The following is a 3,192-nucleotide window of genomic DNA, read 5'->3' as shown; positions in this document are numbered from 1 at the left end:
CCGACCCCAAGCCCTACATCTGGACCAAGACCGCGGACGAGATCCTCGAACGCCTCGCCTCATATCTGAACAGAATTCCTGACTCAGAAGACTAGTAGTGCTTCGTTACGTCGGGTGATCTCGCCTGGTGGTGGGCATCTGTTTGTTCGTGTCGCTTCCGCGGCGGGATCAGCGGCGGTGGGGCGGGTGTTATCTGCAGGGTCTGATGCTGACGGTCGGCGGAAGTCGGTCCAGTCGATGGTCGAGCGGTTGCCGGACGGGAACACGCAGGCTCTGCAGTAGTTCGTGAATCAGTCGCTATGGGATCCGTTGCCGGTGCGGCGGCGGACCGCCGAGCGGCTGTGTGAGGCGATCCGGCCTGAGGTGTGGGTGATCGACGATGTGTCGTTCCCCCAGTGCGGCACCGCTTCGGTGGGGGTGGCCCGGCAATACTGCGGGGCTTTGGGTAAGCGTGCGAACCGCCAGGTCGCGGTCAGCGTCCATGTGGCGACCGACACCGCCGCATTCCCGTTGAACTGGCAGCTCTACCTGCCCGGGGAGTGGACCGACGATGCGGCCCGCTGCCGGCCGGCCGGAGTCCCTGAGGGCCAGTGAATTCGGGGCTGTCGGCAGCCGTCGGCGTCTTGGCCGGAGTTCTCGGACTGATCGTGGCCGTTGTCTCCGTGATAGTGGCGATCGTCGTTGCGGGATAGAGGATTCAGTGGTGAGGCGTAGCCGTTCTCGGGCGAGACCCCGCATGAGCGCGCCGGCTCCGCACTGCCGGACGAGCAGAGCCGGAGAGGCCAGACGTTCCATTCGGTGGGCCGAAGCGGCAGGAGCAGCGCTGGCTTTGTTCACGAGTCCGGACAGCGGCGCAGGGTTGCCTCTGGGCAGCAGGCGGCGGGCGGTTCCGTCTCCATGGGTGGCCGATGATTGAGCCTCTGACGTCGTATGGGCCAATCGGCTCAGGCTCTGTGGTCAGGCGGGAAGCCGATGGGATGCGCGGCGGGCAGCGGTGAGAAGGGCGTGGATCTGCAGGCCTGTCTGGTCGAGGTGTGTCACTGGCGTGGGGAAGGGCAGCCGAACGTCGCGCTGGGTCATGGGGTACTCGAGTCGGAGAGTGATCCCATAGCGGTCTATCGCAAGTGGCAACGCCCGCACGAGCTCCTGCTTCGTTCCTGGCTCGACCAGACGCAGTAGCTTCGGGATCAGTTCGGGATGTCCGGCCACGAGGTGCGTCAGCATGCCCGCCTCGCACGTGGCTAGCGGATCGTCCTCCGCGGCCTGGAGCTCCTCCAGGGTGACGTACGAACGCCCCTGGGCGTCCTCGAGGACGGCTTGGCCGAGTTCCATGCAGGCACTCTCGGCGGCCTCGGAGTCGTACGTGGCTGCCACCAGTCCTGACAGGGTGACGCGGGCGCGCAGCCGGTCGCGTACGGCAGTCGGAGCGACGTCGGTGAGCTCCAGGCGGATGGGCGCCCGCGGCCTCCGATGGCCGGGGCTCAGTGCGTCGGACGGCGCGTGGAGGTGCACACGGCCCATGACGCCTGCACCGTTGAGGGAGTAGACCTCCTGCTCGTGGCCGTCCGTGATGACGGTCATGGAATGGGCCATCGTGATGATGGTCCGCAGCCGCTCAGCGGGTGTGGGTTGTGTGACGGGGGTGGTGTGGGGACGCATACGAGTTCTCCGTGGGTGCCGTAACACCAGAAGGTGATACTTAGGTATGCCTAACCTTACCTATCTGGTGGGTTGTGTGGAACACCTCCCGCCGTGTCGATGTGGACAAGGGCTGACTCCGCCTGGAAGATCCGCGCCTACCCGCGGCGGCGCGGCATCGCGTCGATGCCCGGAACGGATCGGCCAGATCAACGAACGAATCTGCCGCGGTGAAGCCCGCGGCCGCCTCGACAAGACCGCCTACCGGCGGCGGAACGTCGTCGAGCGATGCCTCAGCCGGGCTCAAGCAGAACCGAACCTTGGCCACGCGTACGACAAACGAGCCACCCACTACCAGGCCATGCTCACCCTCGCCGCCTCCGGCTCTGGCTCCCATGACTGTCCGGCAGTTTTATACCTAGCGCTATGAGGAGTGGGGTGAGCCGGTGGGCGCCGAGCCGGCCAAGGTCCAGCTCCTCGCGGGATACCGGCGCGATCGGCTGTTCGCTACGGACCTGACCGAGGAGATGCATGAACAGGCGGTGGCTGAGGATGCCGCAGGACCGACGCCATCCGCTGGCCTACCCATCGCGGGGACTGTCCAGTGAGCTCGGCCTCTACAACATCAGACGTCTCGGCATCATCGCAGGCCCGCTCGCTTGAAGCAGCCGGACAGGCGGGCCCGGCCCGTACCTGCTGGGCAGTCCGCCTAAAGGTGAGCCTGGGCAAGCCTCCGGAAGTGAGGCTTGAGCACCCTGGCCGGTGCGTGCTGGACAGGGCAGTTTCGGTCATGGTCTGCCCTGGGTTTCTCGGCGAGGCCGTGGCTGACCGATAGGGCTGACCGGTGACCGGTGACCGGTGACCGGTGACCGATCCGGTCGGGAGTTGTAGGGGTCGGTCACGGTGCTGACGTGCTGTGTGACCGATTGCGGGAGACGGATTGGGCACGCCAGGTCCGCCGGCCTGCTGATCGGTCACGGGTCGGGCGGGCAAGCCTCGCCGTACGAAGGCTTGCCCATACGAAGGCTTTCCCAGGGGTGCCCGGACCGTGGCGCGGGATGTTCGCCGAGATTGGCGTCACCGTCTGGGACCCGGCAGCAGCCCCGAGCGAGGGTTGCACCGTAAGGGGGCTGGACAGTTGCTTGCAGGGGTGCACTGGGCGGGGGACCGCAGGTGTGACCGGAGGTGGGACCCCCCGAACGCGGTGATCTTTCGTTTCCCCCGGTCAGTGGCCGTGGGCAAGCCCCTCTTGTAAAACGACACCTCTTTTCCACGCGGTAGCCGAGGGGAAGAGGTGTCGTTCATCAGCGCCGGGGCACTCAGGCTGGCTGCGCCTGGAGTCCGGCGAGAGGCGAGCGCCAGCCCCTGCCGACTGTGCAGCGGTGTGGCTTGGGTCGGTGTCGGTGTCGGTGTCGGTGTCGGTGTCGGGTCTGGTTCGGGGTTGTGGGGTGTGGGTGGGGGGTGTGGGGTGGGTGTGGTTGCTTCTTTGGGTGTGTTTTGGGGTCCATTCGCATTAGTGGGGTGGGTGTGTGGGGTGTTTGTCGTTTTGTATGG

The 3,192-nt window shown here is 66.3% G+C and carries 1 protein-coding gene and 2 pseudogenes; 2 read left to right on the top strand and 1 reads right to left on the bottom strand.

Annotated elements, in window-relative coordinates:
* Window positions 1-124 precede the first annotated feature (124 nt).
* A pseudogene (locus tag AB0D99_RS35565) lies at window positions 125-585 on the top strand (transposase); the annotation flags it as partial.
* Between the two features lie 372 nt (window positions 586-957).
* Here AB0D99_RS35565 and AB0D99_RS35560 read toward each other — a convergent pair.
* Complete coding sequence (locus tag AB0D99_RS35560; RefSeq protein WP_362372347.1) at window positions 958-1,659, bottom strand: DUF2470 domain-containing protein; 702 nt, start codon at window positions 1,657-1,659, stop codon at window positions 958-960.
* Window positions 1,660-1,776: 117 nt separating this feature from the next.
* Between AB0D99_RS35560 and AB0D99_RS35555 the strand changes: the two are divergent.
* Window positions 1,777-2,037 (top strand): annotated as a pseudogene (locus AB0D99_RS35555) (IS5/IS1182 family transposase); the annotation flags it as partial.
* Window positions 2,038-3,192: the final 1,155 nt, after the last annotated feature.

Origin of the sequence: Streptomyces sp. NPDC047971 (genome assembly GCF_040653355.1) — a bacterium.
Classification (GTDB): Bacteria; Actinomycetota; Actinomycetes; order Streptomycetales; family Streptomycetaceae; genus Streptomyces.
Note: the sequence above shows the minus strand (reverse complement) of the source record. Positions and strands in the feature narration are given on the sequence as shown.

Coding starts and splice junctions, on each gene's coding strand:
- AB0D99_RS35560 (WP_362372347.1), bottom strand. CDS start 1,659: ATGCGTCCCCACACCACCCCCGTCACACAACCCACACCCGCTGAGCGG.